16 protein-coding genes are annotated in these 15,394 nt (G+C 69.2%); 6 read left to right on the forward strand and 10 right to left on the reverse strand.

All coding sequences use genetic code 11. The features are described 5' to 3' along the window. Nucleotides 1-7 precede the first annotated feature (7 nt). Genes ACFYRU_RS17460 through ACFYRU_RS17470 form a run of 3 tightly spaced genes read left to right on the forward strand, consistent with a single transcriptional unit; the run spans nucleotide 8 to nucleotide 4,045 of the window. Entirely contained in the window at nucleotides 8-1,561 is a 1,554-nt protein-coding gene (locus ACFYRU_RS17460; RefSeq protein ID WP_387659486.1) for a hypothetical protein, read from the forward strand. Continuing rightward, the gene (locus ACFYRU_RS17465; protein ID WP_387659489.1) at nucleotides 1,554-2,768 is read left to right on the forward strand and encodes an ROK family transcriptional regulator; all 1,215 of its coding nucleotides are present in this window, start codon (nucleotides 1,554-1,556) and stop codon (nucleotides 2,766-2,768) included. The genes ACFYRU_RS17460 and ACFYRU_RS17465 overlap by 8 nt, the downstream gene beginning before the upstream one ends. 8 nt (nucleotides 2,769-2,776) lie before the next feature. Then, nucleotides 2,777-4,045 carry a glycoside hydrolase family 125 protein gene (locus ACFYRU_RS17470; protein ID WP_387659492.1) on the forward strand — a complete coding sequence of 423 codons (1,269 nt, stop codon included), beginning with the start codon at nucleotides 2,777-2,779 and terminating at the stop codon, nucleotides 4,043-4,045. Here the strand turns inward: ACFYRU_RS17470 and ACFYRU_RS17475 are convergent. From ACFYRU_RS17475 to ACFYRU_RS17495, 5 genes are all read right to left on the reverse strand, one after another. Beyond that, on the reverse strand, nucleotides 4,038-4,883 hold the full coding sequence (locus ACFYRU_RS17475; protein WP_387659495.1) for an ABC transporter permease subunit: 846 nt from the start codon (nucleotides 4,881-4,883) through the stop codon (nucleotides 4,038-4,040). The two genes, ACFYRU_RS17470 and ACFYRU_RS17475, sit on opposite strands and share 8 nt — an antisense overlap. Further along, nucleotides 4,873-5,766 carry an ABC transporter ATP-binding protein gene (locus ACFYRU_RS17480; RefSeq protein ID WP_387659498.1) on the reverse strand — a complete coding sequence of 298 codons (894 nt, stop codon included), beginning with the start codon at nucleotides 5,764-5,766 and terminating at the stop codon, nucleotides 4,873-4,875. The genes ACFYRU_RS17475 and ACFYRU_RS17480 overlap by 11 nt, the downstream gene beginning before the upstream one ends. A 75-nt stretch (nucleotides 5,767-5,841) precedes the next feature. Continuing rightward, nucleotides 5,842-6,507: a response regulator gene (locus ACFYRU_RS17485; RefSeq protein ID WP_387659501.1), complete on the reverse strand. Its 666-nt coding sequence runs from the start codon at nucleotides 6,505-6,507 to the stop codon at nucleotides 5,842-5,844. 9 nt (nucleotides 6,508-6,516) lie between these two features. Then, nucleotides 6,517-7,161 (reverse strand): response regulator, encoded by a 645-nt coding sequence (locus tag ACFYRU_RS17490; RefSeq protein WP_387659504.1) that lies wholly within the window; start codon nucleotides 7,159-7,161, stop codon nucleotides 6,517-6,519. Beyond that, nucleotides 7,158-8,300 (reverse strand): sensor histidine kinase, encoded by a 1,143-nt coding sequence (locus ACFYRU_RS17495; RefSeq protein WP_387659506.1) that lies wholly within the window; start codon nucleotides 8,298-8,300, stop codon nucleotides 7,158-7,160. The genes ACFYRU_RS17490 and ACFYRU_RS17495 overlap by 4 nt, the downstream gene beginning before the upstream one ends. A 154-nt stretch (nucleotides 8,301-8,454) precedes the next feature. Between ACFYRU_RS17495 and ACFYRU_RS17500 the strand changes: the two genes are divergently transcribed. Further along, nucleotides 8,455-8,976, forward strand: a complete 522-nt coding sequence (locus tag ACFYRU_RS17500) for a DUF6069 family protein (RefSeq protein ID WP_387659510.1) — start codon at nucleotides 8,455-8,457, stop codon at nucleotides 8,974-8,976. On the opposite strand, the gene ACFYRU_RS17505 is transcribed toward ACFYRU_RS17500, so the two are convergent. Then, nucleotides 8,887-9,660 carry a FadR/GntR family transcriptional regulator gene (locus ACFYRU_RS17505; RefSeq protein ID WP_387659513.1) on the reverse strand — a complete coding sequence of 258 codons (774 nt, stop codon included), beginning with the start codon at nucleotides 9,658-9,660 and terminating at the stop codon, nucleotides 8,887-8,889. The genes ACFYRU_RS17500 and ACFYRU_RS17505 overlap by 90 nt on opposite strands. A gap of 74 nt (nucleotides 9,661-9,734) precedes the next feature. Here ACFYRU_RS17505 and ACFYRU_RS17510 point away from each other — a divergent pair, with 74 nt between their 5' ends. After that, entirely contained in the window at nucleotides 9,735-10,949 is a 1,215-nt protein-coding gene (locus ACFYRU_RS17510) for an alpha-hydroxy-acid oxidizing protein (RefSeq protein WP_387659516.1), read from the forward strand. On the opposite strand, the gene ACFYRU_RS17515 is transcribed toward ACFYRU_RS17510, so the two are convergent. From ACFYRU_RS17515 to ACFYRU_RS17525, 3 genes are all read right to left on the reverse strand, one after another. Further along, on the reverse strand, nucleotides 10,946-12,079 hold the full coding sequence (locus tag ACFYRU_RS17515; RefSeq protein ID WP_387659519.1) for a sensor histidine kinase: 1,134 nt from the start codon (nucleotides 12,077-12,079) through the stop codon (nucleotides 10,946-10,948). The two genes, ACFYRU_RS17510 and ACFYRU_RS17515, sit on opposite strands and share 4 nt — an antisense overlap. A 79-nt stretch (nucleotides 12,080-12,158) precedes the next feature. Further along, nucleotides 12,159-12,797: a pyridoxamine 5'-phosphate oxidase family protein gene (locus ACFYRU_RS17520; RefSeq protein ID WP_387659522.1), complete on the reverse strand. Its 639-nt coding sequence runs from the start codon at nucleotides 12,795-12,797 to the stop codon at nucleotides 12,159-12,161. Then, nucleotides 12,797-14,053, reverse strand: a complete 1,257-nt coding sequence (locus ACFYRU_RS17525; RefSeq protein WP_387659525.1) for an MFS transporter — start codon at nucleotides 14,051-14,053, stop codon at nucleotides 12,797-12,799. The genes ACFYRU_RS17520 and ACFYRU_RS17525 overlap by 1 nt, the downstream gene beginning before the upstream one ends. A gap of 120 nt (nucleotides 14,054-14,173) precedes the next feature. On the opposite strand from ACFYRU_RS17525, the gene ACFYRU_RS17530 reads away from it, so the two are divergent. Continuing rightward, nucleotides 14,174-14,599 carry a hypothetical protein gene (locus tag ACFYRU_RS17530; RefSeq protein ID WP_387659527.1) on the forward strand — a complete coding sequence of 142 codons (426 nt, stop codon included), beginning with the start codon at nucleotides 14,174-14,176 and terminating at the stop codon, nucleotides 14,597-14,599. On the opposite strand, the gene ACFYRU_RS17535 is transcribed toward ACFYRU_RS17530, so the two are convergent. Continuing rightward, complete coding sequence (locus ACFYRU_RS17535) at nucleotides 14,592-15,236, reverse strand: alpha-ketoglutarate-dependent dioxygenase AlkB (protein WP_387659530.1); 645 nt, start codon at nucleotides 15,234-15,236, stop codon at nucleotides 14,592-14,594. The genes ACFYRU_RS17530 and ACFYRU_RS17535 overlap by 8 nt on opposite strands. Nucleotides 15,237-15,394 lie beyond the last annotated feature (158 nt).

The raw sequence follows: 15,394 nt of genomic DNA on the forward strand, positions 1-15,394 counted from the left end.
TGGGGAAATGAGAGAACCCACCGCCTACTTCGTCCAGACGGACCCCTCGGACGGATTGGTCACTCCGTCCCGCGCGGGTGCCGAGATCACCTGGAACGACGGGATCGTCGAGGTCACCGCGCAGCGCGTCTCCCGGGTCGCGCTGCGCTGGTCGGAGCGGCTCCCGGCCGATGCGCTGATCCTCGGTGACGCCTGGGAGCGTTCGTACGGCGACCTGCAGTGGCGGCACCAGCAGCCCGAGCGGCTACTGCCGTGGTACTTCCTCGTCCACTCGCGAACAAGCACGTTCGGGATGGGTGTCGACGTACAGCCGAACGCGTTCTGTGCGTGGACGGTCGACGGCGACGGGTACACCCTGTGGCTCGACCTGCGGAACGGCGGCGGTCCGGTTCACCTGGACGGTCGTACGCTGGCAGCAGCAGTCGTGCGACGATTCGACGACGGGGGTACTCCCTGGCAGACGCTGAACGCAGCCGTCGCCTCCATGAGCACCCGGCTACCGGCGCGACCTGAGCCCGCGCCGGTAGCCGGGCCTGTAGTTGGTGCCAACAACTGGTACTACGCGTACGGCGAGAACTTCGACGAGAAGGCGGTCCTGAAGGACGCCGCCACCATCGTCGAGCTCGCCGACGGGCACCCGGTGAAGCCGTTCAGCGTCGTCGACGACGGCTGGTACCCCGGCGGCGTCTGCTCCGGCGGCCCCTGGGACCGCGGCATCCCCGGCGTCTTCGACGACCTCGCCGCCACCGCCTCCGCGATCAAGGAAATCGGCGCCCGCCCCGGCATCTGGTTCCGCCCACTCCTGGTCCGCGAGCCGTCCCCCTTGGCCTCGAAAGCCCCGCACGACAAACCAGGCCGCGCCCTGGACCCCACTCACCCCGAGGTCCTCGACGGCTTGCGCGCGGATCTCCACCGCTTCCAGTCCTGGGGTTTCGAACTCGTGAAGCACGACTTCACCACCTTCGACCTCTTCGGCAATTTCGGCCCCGCCATGGGCTCCCACCTCACCGCCGACGGCTGGCAGTTCCACGACCCGACCCGAACCACCGCCGAAATCGTTCTCGACCTCTACCGCGAGATCCGCTCCGCCGCGAACGACCTGCTGGTGATCGGCTGCAACACCGTCGGCCACCTGGCCGCCGGCCTCGTCGACATCCAGCGAACCGGCGACGACACCTCCGGCCGCGACTGGGAACGCACCCGGAAGATGGGCGTGAACACGCTCGCGTACCGCCTCCCGCAGCACAACCGGTTCTTCACCGTCGACGCCGACTGCGTCCCGTGCACCCCGCAGACCCCGTGGGAGCTGAACGCCCGCTTCCTCGACCTGATCGCCCGCTCCGGCACCGCGCTGTTCCTCTCGATCGACCCGGCCGCACGAACCCCCGAGGCCGACCGCGACCTCCGTGCCGGGATCCGCCTCGCCCTCGACGGCGGCGACGAGAGCGGGATCGAGCCGACGGACTGGTTGGTCAACACCACGCCCAACACCTGGCGTACCGGCGATGGAGATGTGGAGTACGACTGGTCGAGGCCATGGGGCGCGGACCCGCATGGCTAGGCGGGGAACGAATCTGGATCGGGTCGGCGGCTTCAACGACGCCGTCGTCCTGGACGCGATCCGCCGCAGCGAGCAACTCAGCCGGGTCGAGCTCGCCGCGGCGACCGGCCTGTCCGGCCAGGCGATCTCGAACATCGCGCGCCGCCTGCTCGACGCGGGCCTGGTTCGCGAGGCCGGCCGGCTGCGCGGCGCCGGGCTCGGCAAACCGCGGACGCTCCTCGAACTCGAACCCACCGGCCAGTACGCCGTCGGCGTCCATCTCGACCCGTCCGTGGTCACCGTCGTACTGCTCGACCTGACCGGCGAGGTGGTCGCGCGGCGACCGGTCGACCAGTACGCCGACGACCCCGACCTGCTGATCGACGGGATCGCGAAGACCATCGAGGAAGTGATCGCCTCCTCAGGCGCACCGCGCGAACGGGTCACCGGTGTCGGCATCGCCGCGCCCGGTCCGATCGACGTCGAACGCGGCGTGGTCGTGGACCCGCCGAACCTGTCGACCTGGCATCTCGTCCCGCTCCGTGACCAGCTCCAGGAGCGCACCGGTCTGCCGATCATCCTGGACAAGGACGTGACCGCTGCCGCGGCCGCGGAGCGATGGGCCGGGCAGGGCGGGAGCTTCGTGTTCTTCTATCTCGGTACGGGGGTCGGCGCCGGACTGGTGATCGGCGACGAGGTGGTCCGCGGCGCGTCCAGCAATGTCGGCGAGATCGGCCACGTGATCGTCGACCCGGACGGACCGGTCTGCTACTGCGGACGGCGCGGCTGTGTCGGCGAGACCAGCCAGCCGCGGTACCTGGTGCAGCAGGCGGTGCAGGCCGGAGTACTTGCCGAAGGCACCGACCTGGACGACCGGCTCGCGGTGGAGACCGCCTTCGCCGAACTGTGCGCGCTCGCCGGCGAACCCGGCGCGGCCCGGGACATCGTGACCACACTGGCCGTACGGATCGCCAAGGTCGTCGAGGACATCGCGAACCTGCTCGACCTCGACCGTGTCGTCTTCGGCGGTCCGCACTGGCCCCAACTCGCCCCGGTGCTGGGCGAGGCGGTGCGCGGCGCGCTCGCAGAGCGCTTCCTGGTTCGCGCCGTCCATCCGTTCGAGGTCACCGGTACCGCGCTCGGTGCCGATGTCGGCGCGATCGGCGCCGCGAGCCTGGTCCTGGACCGGACCTTCTCGCCCAATCCCGCCCTCGTTGCTGAAAGGTAGACGTGTTGATGATCGACCCCGAGGTCCTTGCCCGCGCCACGGCCGCTGTCCGACAGGCCAGTGGCGACGAGACGATCGCGGAGATGTTCCGGCGTTCGATGGCCGAGAACCTGCCCGCGGTCGCCGAGCGGCTGCCGGACGGGACGACGTTCGTGCTCACCGGCGACATCCCGGCGATGTGGCTGCGCGACTCGGCCGCCCAGCTGCGGCCGTACCTGCTGCTGTGCAAGGACGATCCGGGGCTGCAGGAGATCCTGATCGGCGTACTGCACCGGCAGCTGGAGTACGTCGTACTCGATCCGTACGCGAACGCGTTCAACAAGGAGGCGAACGGCGCCGGCCACGTCACCGACGAGACCGAGATGTCGCCGTGGGTGTGGGAGCGCAAGTACGAGATCGACTCGCTGTGCTTCCCGCTCGAGCTGGCGTACCGGCTGTGGCGGATCACCGGGCGCGCGGACGTGATCGACGAGCGGTTCCGGGCCGCGGCGGAGGCGATCGTCGACCTGTGGACGGTGGAACAGGACCACGAGGCCCGGTCGCCGTACCGGTTCCAGCGGCACGACGACCGTGACTCCGACACGCTCGTCCGCGACGGCCGCGGCCGGCCGACGAAGCCGACCGGGATGTCGTGGAGCGCGTTCCGCCCGAGCGACGACGCGACCGAGCTGGGCTTCAACGTGCCGGGGAACATGTTCGCCGCGGTGGTCCTGGGGTACGTCGAGGAGCTCGCGACCGAGGTACTGCACGACGAGTCGCTCGCCGTCCGGGCCAAGGCGCTGAAGGCCGAGATCGACGAGGGCATCGCGTCCTTCGGCACGGTCCAGCATCCGGTGCACGGCCGGGTGTACGCGTACGAGGTGGACGGGCTGGGGGAGTCGTTGCTGATGGACGACGCGAACATGCCGAGCCTCCTCGGAATCCCCCTCACCGGGTACGCCGCCGCGGACGACCCGACCTATCTCGCAACCCGCCAGCTGCTCCTCAGCCCGGAGAACCCGTACTACTACAGTGGTACCGCGGCCGCCGGCATCGGCAGCCCGCACACCCCACCCCGCTACATCTGGCACATCGCCCTGGCCGTCCAAGGCATCTCCAGCACCTCGGCCGAAGAACGCCAACGCCTTCTCGAACTCCTCCGCGACACCACCGGCGGCACCGGCCTGATGCACGAGGGCTTCGACGTCGACGACCCCCGTAAATTCACCCGCGACTGGTTCTCCTGGGCCAACGCCATGTTCTGCGAACTCGCCTTGGTCCACGCCGGCATCAGGTGACGTCTCGTCTCCTGGTTGTCCAGGCGGCGAGGGTGGTGAAGGCTGCGCAGTAGGCGAGCAGGGTCAGGAGGGCTCGGGCGCCGCCTACTGCGTCGCGTACGCCGGGTGGGGCGTCGGCGGCGGCCATGCCTGTCACGTTGAAGACGAGCGAACCGGCGTTCGTGCCGGGCAGTAGGTTGGCGAGCCACTTGAGGCTTGGCAGCAGGCTGCTGACGACGCCGGCCAGGAGCGTTTCGATGCCTAGGATCCAGACGACGCCCAGGCCGATCGGTAGTGCGACGTTGCGGAAGGCAACGGCCAGGACGGCGCCGGCGAGGCACCACATGATCAGGACGAGCCAGCCGCCGGCCAGGCCCTTGAGGAGATCGCCGATGCTCGGCCAGGTTGTGGCGCCGTTCTCCGCAGCCGCGACGGCGATACTGCACGCGGCACAGGCTGCGAAGATGCCGAGTACCCAGACCGCGATCATGGTGCCTAGGGCAAGGAACTGCGCGCCGAGGATCGTGCCGCGACGCGGGCGCTGGGTAAGGACGGTCTTGAGGGTTCCCCAGCTGTACTCGCCGCCGATCACGATCGCCCCGAGGACCAGGGCGAGCGCGCCGGCGAAGATCGGGTAGCCGCCGATCGTGTTGTCGATCACGCGTCCCGGCAGCATGCCGCGGAGCACCTCGGCCCGCGGTACGCCGGCCGTACTCGGCGCGTCGTCGCCGGTCGTGTACGCGATGTACGGCAGGAGGTACCCGAAGATCAGGCTCAGCACGAGACCGGCGCCGAACAGCACCCAGACGGCGGATCGCTTGCGCAGCTTGAGGATCTCGGCGCGGTAGCTACCCAACATGGGTCTTCTCCGTCGTCAACTCGAAGAAGATGTCCTCGAGCGCGAGTTCCGCGGTGTGCAGCTCGGACACCTCGATACCGGCCTCGACGAGCGCGCGGTTCACCTCGGCGGCCCGGTGCGGATCGACCTGCAACCGAAGCGTGTCGTCGTACTGATGGACCGTACCGAACCGCGCGAGCAGCGTCTGCGCCTCCTGCTTCGGCGTGGCCCGGACGACGAGTTCCTGTTCGCCACGGAGGTCGTCGACGTTGTGCTCGGCAACCATCCGGCCGGCGTTGATGATGCCGACCCGGTCGCAGATCTGCTGGACCTCGCCGAGCAGATGGCTGGACAGCAGTACGGTCCGTCCGCCGGTACCGAGGTCGCGGATCAGCCGCCGCATGTCGCGCATCCCGGCCGGATCGAGCCCGTTCGTCGGCTCGTCGAGGATCACCAGTTCGGGATCCTTCAGCAGCGCGGCCGCGACGCCGAGGCGCTGCTTCATGCCGAGCGAGTACGTCGAGAACCGGTCCTTGGCCCGATCCGCCAGGTCGACCAGCTCGAGCACCTCGTCGATCCGCTGCCGCTTCACCCCGGCGTACTCCGCGAGCAGCCGCAGGTTGTCGAGCCCGGACAGGTACGGGTAGAACGCGGGCGACTCGATCATCGACCCGGTCCGCCCTAGTACTCCCGACTCACCCGGCCGCCCGCCCAGCACCCGCACCCTCCCACTCGTCGGCGCGATCAACCCGGTGAGGATCCGCAGGGTCGTCGTTTTCCCCGCCCCGTTGGGCCCCAGAAACCCGTACACCTCACCCGCCAGCACCCTCAGATCGACACCGTCAACCGCGACGGTGTCGCCATACCTCTTCGTCAGCCCACTGACCTCAACAAGCGCATCCATACAACGAGAGTGCCGCCGTCAAGCCCCCACCGCGTCGCCTCGGGGGAGTGACCCCACCTACCACCCGCGGAGTACTCAGTCGAGCCAGCCGGGGCGGACCAGGCCGGTTTGGTAGGCGACGACTACTAGTTGGGCGCGGTCGCGGACGGCTAGTTTGATCATCGCGCGGCTCACGTGTGTCTTCGCGGTCGCCGGGCTCAGGACGAGCCGCTCTGCGATCTCGTCGTTCGACAGGCCTTCGCCTACCAGTGCGACGATCTCTTTCTCGCGTTCCGTGAGTACGTCGAGTTCCTTGCTCGCATGGGGTTGCCGTGACCGCGACGCGAACTCCGCCACCAGCCGCCGCGTGACGCCGGGGGAGAGCAGCGCGTCCCCCCGCGCCACTACCCGTACCGCCTGCAGCAGCTCGACCGGTTCCGTGTCCTTCACCAGGAACCCGCTCGCCCCGACCCGCAGCGCCTCGAACACATACTCGTCCAGGTCGAACGTCGTCAGGATCACCACGTGAACGTCGGACAGCTCCGGATCCGCCCCGATCCGCCGGGTCGCCTCGAGGCCGTCGGTCCCGGGCATCCGGATGTCCATCAGCACCACGTCGGGCTTCTCCCGCCGCGCCACCACGACCGCCTCCGCTCCGTCGGACACCTCACCGACGACGGTGATGTCGTCCTCGGAGTTCAGCAACGACCGGAACCCGGCCCGCACCAACGCCTGATCGTCCGCCAGCAACACCCGAATCATGCGGGGAGCCTATGCGAGCCCGGCGTCATGGGCGAGCAGCGCGACCTGGGTGCGGTTGCCGAGTTCCAGCTTGGTGAGGATGTGGGAGATGTGGGCCTTCACCGTCGCGAGGCTCATGAACAGCTCGGTCGCGATCTGGGCGTTCGCCTTGCCCTGGGCGACCGCGAGCATCACGTCGTACTCCCGTGGTGACAGCCGCTGAAGCTTCTGCTGCGCGATCGTGTGCGCGTCGGCCTGGGTCGCGGCGCGGTCCATCAGCCGCCGGGTGATCGCCGGGGACAGAATCGGGTCCCCGGCCGCGACCCGGCGTACCGCATCGACGATCCGCGCCGGCGGAGTGTCCTTGAGCAGGAACCCGCTCGCCCCGGCGCGAAGCGCGTGCAGGACGTTCTCGTCGGTGTCGAACGTGGTGAGTACGACGACCTCGGGCGGATTCGGCCGCGCCCGCAGCCGGCGGGTGGCGACGATCCCGTCGACGCGCGGCATCCGCAGGTCCATCAGCACGATGTCCGGGAAGTGCGCGTCGACGGCGGCCGGTACCTCGTCACCGTCGGCGGCCTGGCCGACGACCGAGATCCCGTTCGCGCCGTCCAGCATCATCTCCAGGCTGGCCCTGACCAACGCGTCGTCGTCCACCACGAGTACCCGGATCATGGGGGCCACGGTAGCGAGGCCTCGAGGCGGAACGCGCCACCGGGCTCCCTCCCGTGGTCGAGCGTGCCGCCCGCGAGCTGGACGCGTTCGGTCAAACCGACCAGACCGGTCCCGCTGCCGGGCACCAGCGGCGTACCGTTCGACGCCGGATTGGTCAGTTCGATCCTCAGGCCGTCGCCAGGGTGGCCGGTGACGATCACCTGTACGGGATGTCCCGCCGCATGCTTGCGGGCGTTCGTCAGCCCTTCCTGCACGACCCGGTACGCCGTCCGGCCGGTTGCCGGGGGCAACGAGGTGGCGTCGGTGACCCGGTCGTCGTACGCGATCGTGGTCCCCGCCTCGCGCGACTCGTCGACGAGCGCCCGCAGATCACCGAACGTCGGCTGCGGGCGCGCCTCGTACACCTCCTCGTCGCGCAACACGTTGATCACCTCGCGCAGCTCGTCGAGCGCCTGGTGTACGCCGGTACGGATCACGCCGGCCGCCTTCGCCAGCTTCTCGGGGGAGGAGTCCGGGCGGTACTCGAGGGCGCCCGCGTACGTCGCGAGCAGGGACAGGCGATGCGCCAGTACGTCGTGCATCTCGCGGGCCATCTTCGTACGTTCGAGTGATCGTGCTTCCGCGACCCGGCGGCCTTGCTCGGCCTCGGCGCGGCGGGCGCGTTCACGGAGCGATTCGAGGAGTTGCTGTCGGGCCTGGACGCCTTGGCCCCAGCCGAGCAGGCCGGCGTGGACGACCACGACGAGTACGGCGTACCAGAGGTAAGGCAGACCGTCTATCGGTTGCCAGAGGCCCTGAACGAGGTGCGCCACGGTGCCGATGCCCGCGACCAGGATCGACGTCCGGAGCGGCTTGCGGAGCGCGACCGAGAGGGTCCCGACCGTCGACGGCGGGGTCGCCGCGGGCGAGATCGCCGCGAGTACAGCCACCGCGATCGCGCCTTGGACGGGCCGCCGAAACACCAACGGCATCAACCCGACCGAGACGACCCCGACCAACACATCCAGCCACAGGAACTTCCGCTGCGCGGGATCCGACAACCGCCCGACAACCGTCAGCAGCACCAGCACCGCGATCGCCCCGACAGCCAGCACCTCAACCACAAGTCGAGGCCGCCGAGGCGCGCACAACTCACTCATGTCCCGAGCGTAAGTGTCCCCACCCCGCCCCACCACCAACCAAAGTCGAACCCCCCACCGACTTCCGCCCGCCCACCCCCATCCCCCCGCCCGATGCCACCCGGGCCCCCTCCACGGCACGTTTACCCCATCACCCCACCCCAAGGAGCAAGAAATGCCAACCCCCAACCCCCGCCCCACCACTACCAGCCCGCACCCCACCACCACCGGCCCGCGCCCCACCACTAACCTGCCGTCCGCGCCTGCGTCAGCCCTCAACTCCACAGTGCTGGGCTCTCGGCGCCGAGGTCCTGGTAGCCGGCTCGCCGTGGTCGGCATCGCAGCAGCCGCCGCGTTGGCCGACTGGGCAATCCTCAGCCCCCTGGCCGGCCTCACCCTGACCGCCCGGCAAGGAGGCGTTCAGCACATCGGCGCCCCAGCAGTCCTAGCCGCAACGATCGTCGTGACCTTCCTAGGCTGGGCCCTCCTGGCGATCCTCGAGCGCCGCACCCACCGCGCCCGCAACATCTGGACCGCCATCGCCACGATCGTCTGCATCACGTCCCTCGGCAGCCCGCTCACCAACGGCATCGGCACCGGCACCAAGCTAGGCCTCGCCTCGCTCCACCTGATCGTCGGCGCGATCGTCATCCTCGGCCTCCGCCGCACGACCCTCAGCGCCGCCGAACGGTGCTAACTGCGCCGCCTGGTAGAACCCCCGGATGTGCGCGGCCACCAACGAGGCCGCGCGCTCTGCCTCCCCGTCCCGCACCGCAGCGAGAATCGCCCGATGCTCAGCCCGCAACCCCACCGCCGTACCTTCCCAATCCGGCAGATTCGGCACAGCGGCGAGTACGTACCCATGAATGGCGGACCGCAACGAAGCCATCACCGCGGCGATCAGCACATTCCCGGCCAACCCCGACAACGCGACATGAAACTCCGCGTCGAGCTCATGGAACTCCTCCGGCGACAACCCCGCATCATCCATCTGATCGAGCAGTTCCGACGCAACCTTCAACTCACCGACCCCGAGCGCCCGGCCGGCCGCCTCCCGCGCCGACCACGACTCCAGCAACAGCCGCGTCTCGACCACGTCCCCGATCGGCAGATGATTAGTTGCCAGGTGCAACCGCAGTACGGCGGTCAGCGGCGACACCGGCTCCGCAACGATCACCGCGCCGGCTTCCGGCCCGGACCCGGTCGCGGTCCGTACGACGCCCATCGCCTCCAGCACCCGGACCGCCTCACGGACCGACGGCCGGCTGATCCCGAGCTGTTCCGCGAGCGCCCGCTCCCCGGGCAACCGCCCGCCGATCCGCAGCCGCCCGGCCGCGAGGTCGGCCTCCACCCGGTGCAGAACCAGCTCGTAGTTCTTCATGCGGACAACTCTATCTGTGTGGTCGGACCACAGGGTAGGGTGTGGTCCGACCACAGAATCAGCCGGGAGTTGTGATGACCGATCGCCAGATGCCCAAATGGTCCGAGCTGAAGCCGCTGCTGCGGCCGAAGCCGATCACGGTGAACCCGACCGACCGGCGGCTGGAGAAGGCGCTGACGATCGCGGACCTGCGGACGATCGCCCGCCGCCGGACGCCGCGTTCGGTGTTCGACTACACCGACGGCGCCGCCGAGGCGGAGATCAGTCTGCGCCGCGCCCGCCGGTTGTTCGCGGAGATGGAGCTGCAGCCGTCGATCCTGCGCGACGTGTCCGAGATCGACCTGGGTACGTCGATCCTCGGCGGCCGCTCGGAGCTGCCGTTCGCGTTCGCGCCGACGGGCTTCACCCGGATGATGAACCACGAGGGCGAGAGCGCGGTCGTCAAGGTCGCCGAGGACATCGGCATCCCGTACGCGCTGTCCACGATGGGCACCACCTCGATCGAGGACGTCGCGGCCGCCGCGCCGAACGCGCGCAAGTGGTTCCAGCTGTACGTGTGGAAGGACCGCGACGCCGGTGAGGACCTGGTGAAGCGGTCGGCCGCCGCCGGGTTCGAGGCGCTGATGCTGACCGTCGACGTACCGGTTGCCGGCGCCCGGCTCCGCGACGTGCGCAACGGTTTCACGATCCCGCCGTCGCTGACCGCCAAGACCGTTCTGGACGCGTCGATGCATCCCGCGTGGTGGGCGAACCTGCTGACCACCCGCCCGTTGACGTTCGCATCGCTGTCCAGCTGGGACGGCACGGTCGCCGAGCTGCTGGACAAGCTGTTCGACCCGACGATGACGATCGACGACCTGAACTGGCTGCGTTCGATCTGGGACGGCCCGCTGATCGTGAAGGGCATCCAGACCGTCGAGGACGCCCGCCGGGTCGTCGACGCCGGCGCGGACGCGGTCGTACTGTCCAACCACGGCGGCCGGCAGCTGGACCGCGCGCCGACGCCGCTGCGCATCCTCCCGGACGTCCGCAAGGCGATCGGCAGCGACGCGGAGATCTACCTGGACACCGGCATCATGTCGGGCGCGGACGTGGTCGCGGCGATCGCACTCGGCGCGGACGCCTGCCTGGTCGGCCGCGCGTACTTGTACGGCCTGATGGCCGGTGGGCAACGCGGGGTGGCCCGCGCCGCGGAGATCCTGACCAAGGAGGTACGGCGAACCATGGCGCTACTCGGCGTCTCCAGCGTCGCCGACCTGAACCCGTCCCACGTCCGCCTGCCCTCCTAGAGAGGCAGCGTCGCCGTGATCCGCAGGCCGCCGGCCGGCGTGCGGTTCGCGGTCAGCGTTCCGCCGAGTGCGGTCGCGCGTTCGCGCATACCGGAGATGCCGTTGCCTTCCTTCGGTTGCGTGGTGAGCGATTCGCCGTTGTCGTCGATCTGCAGGACCAGTGCCTGCTCGCCGTACTGGATCCGGACCGTCGCGGACGTGGCCTTGGCGTGCCGTACGACGTTCGTCAGCGACTCCTGGATGATCCGGAACGCGGCGCGGTCCAGTCCGCTCGCCAGCGGACGGGCTTCACCGTGGATCAGCTTGTGCACCTCCAGCCCGGCACGCGCCGTACGGCTGACGAGGTGGTCCAGGTGGTCGAGCCCTGCGACCGGTTGGCGCGGGGCGGACTCGTCGGACTGCCGCAGTACGCCCACGATCGAGCGGAGCTCCACCAGAGCTTCCTTGCTGGCGTCCTTGATCGCTGACAACGCCGGAGCAGCCTGTTCGGGCTGTCTGTCGACCAGGTGGAGCGCGGTGGCCGCCTGCACGTTGATGAGTGAGATGTGGTGCGCGACGACGTCGTGGAGCTCCTGTGCGATCCGCAGGCGCTCCTCGCCGGCACGGCGGAGCTCCTCCTCCTGGCGGGTCTTCGCGGCCGCCATGACGCGGTCGCGATGCGCACGGAAGAGCTCAGCCAGGAAGCCGAGGACGCAGAAGCACGCGCCGACGAGCAGTACCTGGTAGATGCCGTCCTGGCCGAGACCGAGGACGATCCGGCCGCCGACATGTCCGACGTACAGCGAGATCAGCCCGGCCCAGCCCGCCACCCGATGGCCGAGGCGGATCGTGGTGAAGACCGCGATCACGAACGGGATGATCACCGGGCCCCACGGATACTCGCGGAGCATGTAGAACAGCGTCGCGCCGACGATCACCCACAGCACGGGCACTGGGTGAGTACTGCGCCAGAACAGGGCGAGGGCCGAGATCAGCACCAGTACGACCATCAACGCGTCGGGCTGGTGCCGGTCGGTCTGACCGCGCGCAGCGCCGAACGTCCCGACCACGCAGAACACGGCCAGCACGACCGGCAGCGTGTAGCGGCGCACTCGGGTCCCGAGATCGGGGACGTCGGCAGACTGGGTCACACTACGGAACCGTAGAGGGCGGCCGGCCCGGGTGTCATCGTCGCCACGGAGTACTCGCGCCTGCGTCCGCCGTAGTAGTTCAGTATTTGACCTTGTAGATCTTCTCTTCGTACGCGGCGCCGTAGTAGTCCTCGAGCTCCGCCAGGTCGGTGTCCTGACGCTCCAGCGCCTTCGCGATCCGCGGCCGGCTCGGCATCGCGTCCGGCTCCCAGGTCTCCGGCTTCCAGAGCTGCGAGCGCAGGAACGCCTTCGAGCAGTGGTGGAAGATCTCGTCGATCTCGACCAGCAGCGCCAGCTGCGGCCGGTTGCCCTTGACCACCATCTCGTCGAAGAACGGCGCTTCCTTGACGATCCGGGCGCGGCCGTTGATCCGCAGGGTGTCACCGCGGCCGGGGATGAAGTAGATCAGCCCGACGTGCGGGTTGGCGATGATATTGGTGAACCCGTCCACGCGCCGGTTCCCGGCCCGCTCGGGGATGGCGATCGTAGTGCTGTCGAAGATCTTGGTGAAGCCGGCCGGGTCGCCTTTGGGGGAGACGTCGCAGTTGCCGTCCGCGTCGGAGGTGGCGATCAGGACGAACGGCGAAGCGGCCAGCCACTGCCGGTCCAGCTCGTGCAGTTCCTTCCGGGCCTTGCCGGCGGCCGCGGCCAGCGGCGGCGGGACGATCTCGCGCAGCTCGTCGTACGTGGTGATCTCGACCAGTCCTGGAATCTCCATCAGGCGGCGTTCTCCTCTGCCAGCGACGGCGTGGCGTCCTCGTTGACGGCCCTCGTCCGCGCAGCCCATCGTACGGCGGGACCAGTCGCGCAACTGGTCCCCAGGAACAGGGCACCGACCACCAGCCAGCCGATCGGACCCCAGCCGAGGATGACCGTGGTCAGCAGCACCGGGCCGAGCATCCGGGCGATCGCAGGGCCGGTTCCGAAGAAGCCCTGGTACTGGCCCTGCTTGTCCGCGGGCGCCAGTCCGAAGCTGATCTCCCAGGCGCCGGACGCGAGCTTCATCTCGCCGACCGTGAGCAGTGCGGCGGCCACAACGAGTACCGCGGCGGTCGCGGCCGGGCCGAGGTCGGCCGCGGTGATCGCGAAGACTGCACAGGCGGCCAGCATCGCGAGTCCCGCGTACCGGACGGAGCGTGCTGCGGTCCGCAGATCCTTGACAGCCTTGGCGATCCGGACCTGGAAGAGCGTGACGCCGATCGTGTTCACGATCATCAGCGACGCGACGACCCAGCTCGGCGCGTGCGTACGGGTGACGATCCAGAGCGGTCCGACCAGGCTGATCAGCGGCATGAAGAGGAGCATTACCGCGTTGATCAGCGCGAGTACGGCGTACGGGCGGTCGTGCAGTACCGCGAGCCGCGGTTCGCCCTTGGTGCGGATCGTCGTCGCGATCGGCGGGACCCGCCGGATCAGCGCGGCCGCGATCAGGAAGCTCAGCGCGTCGATCCCGAAGACGATCAGGTACGCCGCCTTGGTGTCGAAGCGCAGCGCGATACCGCCGAGGAGCGCGCCGACCGCGAGACCGGCGTTCACAGTGGACTGCAGGAACGCACGGATCCTGGTCCGCTGCTCCGGCTGGACGAGCCCGGCCAGCAAGGCCTGCCGCGCCGCGGTGAGGCCGGTCTGGCTGCAGGCGTACAGGATCGCGGCGGCGAGGAAGCCCGCGAAGCTCCGGACCACGAGGAACGAGGCGACCGCGGTCGCGGTGCTCAGGGCGAGCAGTACGGCGGTGCCGCGAGCGCCTCTGCGGTCCGCGAGGTTGCCGAGCGGTACGCCGGCCAAGAAGCCGAGCAGCCACGCGATCGTCAGCCCGAGCCCGACCTCCGCGGTCGAGAGCCCGACGACCCGGGTGAAGAACAACGCCGAGGTGACGACGAACGCGCCGTCGCCGACCGAGTTCGCCAACTGCGCCATCGCGAGGTCCCGCGGCGCTCCGGCCGGGGGAAGCATCTGCCCAAGTCTGCTGCTCATGCCCTGAGCCTAAGGTGCTTTCGGCCCAGGAGTGAGGTCCATTCCTGCGGATGAGTCATGGGCCACTTTGGTCTGTGGATAACCCGGATCACACCTCCGGAACGCGGCATCTTTCTAAGCATGAGCTTCGAACAGCTGCCCACCGACTGGCCCGACCACCCACTCACCGATCCCACCTTCGCCGCCGACGTCGTCGACCTGATGGTCAGTCTCGGCGATCGGCACCAGGGCACCCTAGCCGCCATCCTCTGCCAACCCGACCACCGCTACCGCGCAACCGTGATCATCGAGCTGCCGTCTTCCCCGGGTCCCGCCCGTGCCGATCTCTGCCGGCCCGCCCTGGAGCCGATCGTCACCAGCCTCCAGTCAGTTCCCGGCACCTCCGTCATCCTGGCCCTCGGCCGCCGCCCGAACCCGATCGCCCACGACGAGGAATGGGCTTCGACCGCCGCCGCGGTCTGCGAAGCCGCCGGCGTCCCGCTGCTGGGCTTCTACGTAGCGACCAAGGACGGAGTGCACCGATCTGCTCTGGCAGCACTCACCTGACCCCGCGCGGACGGAACTGAATGCTGATCCGCGGCCCCACATGCCCAGCCGCCTTCGGGATCGCATGCTCCCACGTCCGCTGACACGACCCGCCCATCACGATCAGATCCCCGTGCCCCAACGGATACCGCACCGTCGACCCCACCGACGAATCCCCGAACCCAGGCCGCGGCCGAAGCGCCAGCACCCGCGGCTCACCGACCGAAAGGATCGCCACCATCGTGTCCTCGTGGTTCCCGCGCCCGATCCGGTCCCCATGCCACGCGACGCTGTCCTTGCCGTCCCGGTAGAAACACAACCCCGCCGTCCGGAACGGCTCCCCCAGTTCGTCCGCGTAGTACGCGCTCAACTGGTCCCGCGCCGCCGCCAGAATCGGTAACGGCAGCCGCGCGTCCTCCCCGTAGAAACACAACAACCGAGGCACATCGACCACCCGGTCGTACATCTGCCGCCGCTCCGCCTGCCAAGGCACGTCCCGCGCCAACCGCCCGTACACCTCGTCAGCACCACTCAACCAACCAGGCAACACATCGATCCAGGCTCCACGCCCCAGCTCGGTCCGAGAAACCCCACCCAACGCCCCCAGCCCCGGCTCCTCGAACCCACCAAGCAACGAGCCCTGAAGTTCAGCACCCATACCCCCACCTTACCCGAAACTCGAACAAACGTTCCCCATAATCAACTCACCCATCCCGCCCAACCTGCACCCCCGGACGCACACACCTCGCCCTAACCCACCCCACCCGACCAGCCCGCCCAATTCCGACCCGCCTGACCCAACCTGCCTGACCGACC

It is taken from the genome of Kribbella sp. NPDC004536 (assembly GCF_042873835.1).
Lineage (GTDB): Bacteria > Actinomycetota > Actinomycetes > Propionibacteriales > Kribbellaceae > Kribbella.

Excerpts from the sequence above, each read along its gene's own strand:
- ACFYRU_RS17520 (WP_387659522.1), bottom strand. The coding sequence starts at position 12,797 with ATGGAGATTCCAGGACTGGTCGAGATCACCACGTACGACGAGCTGCGC.
- ACFYRU_RS17500 (WP_387659510.1), top strand. The coding sequence starts at position 8,455 with ATGCCAACCCCCAACCCCCGCCCCACCACTACCAGCCCGCACCCCACC.
- ACFYRU_RS17530 (WP_387659527.1), top strand. The coding sequence starts at position 14,174 with ATGAGCTTCGAACAGCTGCCCACCGACTGGCCCGACCACCCACTCACC.
- ACFYRU_RS17485 (WP_387659501.1), bottom strand. The coding sequence starts at position 6,507 with ATGATTCGGGTGTTGCTGGCGGACGATCAGGCGTTGGTGCGGGCCGGG.
- ACFYRU_RS17470 (WP_387659492.1), top strand. The coding sequence starts at position 2,777 with ATGATCGACCCCGAGGTCCTTGCCCGCGCCACGGCCGCTGTCCGACAG.
- ACFYRU_RS17510 (WP_387659516.1), top strand. The coding sequence starts at position 9,735 with ATGACCGATCGCCAGATGCCCAAATGGTCCGAGCTGAAGCCGCTGCTG.
- ACFYRU_RS17495 (WP_387659506.1), bottom strand. The coding sequence starts at position 8,300 with ATGAGTGAGTTGTGCGCGCCTCGGCGGCCTCGACTTGTGGTTGAGGTG.
- ACFYRU_RS17480 (WP_387659498.1), bottom strand. The coding sequence starts at position 5,766 with ATGGATGCGCTTGTTGAGGTCAGTGGGCTGACGAAGAGGTATGGCGAC.
- ACFYRU_RS17535 (WP_387659530.1), bottom strand. The coding sequence starts at position 15,236 with ATGGGTGCTGAACTTCAGGGCTCGTTGCTTGGTGGGTTCGAGGAGCCG.
- ACFYRU_RS17465 (WP_387659489.1), top strand. The coding sequence starts at position 1,554 with ATGGCTAGGCGGGGAACGAATCTGGATCGGGTCGGCGGCTTCAACGAC.
- ACFYRU_RS17475 (WP_387659495.1), bottom strand. The coding sequence starts at position 4,883 with ATGTTGGGTAGCTACCGCGCCGAGATCCTCAAGCTGCGCAAGCGATCC.
- ACFYRU_RS17490 (WP_387659504.1), bottom strand. The coding sequence starts at position 7,161 with ATGATCCGGGTACTCGTGGTGGACGACGACGCGTTGGTCAGGGCCAGC.
- ACFYRU_RS17525 (WP_387659525.1), bottom strand. The coding sequence starts at position 14,053 with ATGAGCAGCAGACTTGGGCAGATGCTTCCCCCGGCCGGAGCGCCGCGG.
- ACFYRU_RS17460 (WP_387659486.1), top strand. The coding sequence starts at position 8 with ATGAGAGAACCCACCGCCTACTTCGTCCAGACGGACCCCTCGGACGGA.
- ACFYRU_RS17505 (WP_387659513.1), bottom strand. The coding sequence starts at position 9,660 with ATGAAGAACTACGAGCTGGTTCTGCACCGGGTGGAGGCCGACCTCGCG.